The organism is Amnimonas aquatica, from assembly GCF_002943415.1.
GTDB classification, from domain to species: domain Bacteria; phylum Pseudomonadota; class Gammaproteobacteria; order Pseudomonadales; family Moraxellaceae; genus Perlucidibaca; species Perlucidibaca aquatica_A.
Window position 1 is genome coordinate 1 of sequence record NZ_PTQZ01000333.1, and the last position, 1,299, is coordinate 1,299.

The window sequence follows — 1,299 nt, forward strand, 5'->3', positions numbered from 1 at the left end:
CCCAAGCAGGGACTGACATCTGAAGACCTGTCCAGAATCAGCGCCAGACTCAGTGCGCACCCGTGACATATCCACGGGCATGCCTTGGGAGGCGCCGCCGCCAGTAGTTAAATCTTAAGTCGCTAAAGTTTAATAAGGACTCGCCTTATTAAACTTTATGGGGTGCTTACCACCTCCTGATCGCGGCCCTTCAAGCTGGCTTCCCCACACCGCCAAGTCGTTGCTGCAAATTGCTAAATATCTGACCGTGGAGTAGCACCCCGGGAAAATTCGCCTCAAAGATCGCTACACGTGAAGCCTCGTCACAGCCGCCCACGGCTTGATCTGTGCCAAGACATCTACAATGGCGTCCTTGGCCATCTCCGTGTCGAAGCGCATCTGGCCACGCAGCCAGTAGCCTTCGGAAAGCCCGAAAATTTGCACAAGCGCAGGTCGGTATCCGCCGTGATGCTGCGGCGCCCAGCAACGATCTCACCAATGCGCTGCTGGGGTACACCGATTTCCTTGGCCAGGCGGTAGTTACTGATGCCCATTGGCAGCAGGAACTCCTCACGGAGGATTTCACCGGGGTGAAGCGGGGAGAACTTCTTGCTCATGACGACCTCCATTGCCTTGGGATTTTGAGGCAACAGGGTGTCTAGAGGAATAGGGTCGGTTCACACTGCCCGGCACGGGGAAAGAGAACACCGCTTTCGGCTGGGCCATACACCACTCTGGACTCAAGGAACCAACGCAAGCAGGTTCTCGATCAACTCTTTCAGCTCAGATCGCTGCTCAGTTCCCTCTTGATACATCGAGCGCTGGAGAATTTGGTCGGCATTCATCAGAGGCCAGAATCGATCTGAAACATCGTCCGGCTTCATCCCCACTGCATCACCAATGATCTGCTTGGCATCGCTGATACCGGTGAAATTAACCACCGCACCGGCTTCTTGCAGAATCAAGTCTGGGCACAGGTAGTTCTCGATTTCGCGCTTACGAGTCGAATAAAACGCCCGCCCAAGCCCTTCAACCTCCTGTTTTCGCTTGAGATTGGTCTTGTACTGAAAGGGATCACCAAGATCTGAGTCCAGGAAAACGCACCACGGCAGGCCAATTTCGTCGGCAAGCTGATGGGTAACCCAATGCTTCACGTTTCCACAGCCGCCAACGTGAATTGGGATAAGTCCCTGGTCATCGAGATCACGATCAATAACGTTTGCTGCCTTGAGGGTGCTAGCCGTGTGACGCAAGAAGGTGATATCGCTCTTGCCTTCCACCAAGATGATTCCCTTCGCCCGCTCCATCCCTGTTTCGGGG

At 54.6% G+C, this 1,299-nt stretch carries 2 protein-coding genes; both read right to left on the minus strand.

Annotated features, from left to right (window positions below):
• Positions 1–338: 338 nt before the first annotated feature.
• Entirely contained in the window at positions 339–596 is a 258-nt protein-coding gene (locus C5O18_RS09690) for a HigA family addiction module antitoxin (RefSeq protein ID WP_241146817.1), read from the minus strand.
• 123 nt (positions 597–719) lie between these two features.
• Positions 720–1,299 (minus strand): TOPRIM nucleotidyl transferase/hydrolase domain-containing protein (locus tag C5O18_RS09695; protein WP_338132510.1); only part of this gene is annotated, 580 nt, incomplete at its 5' end.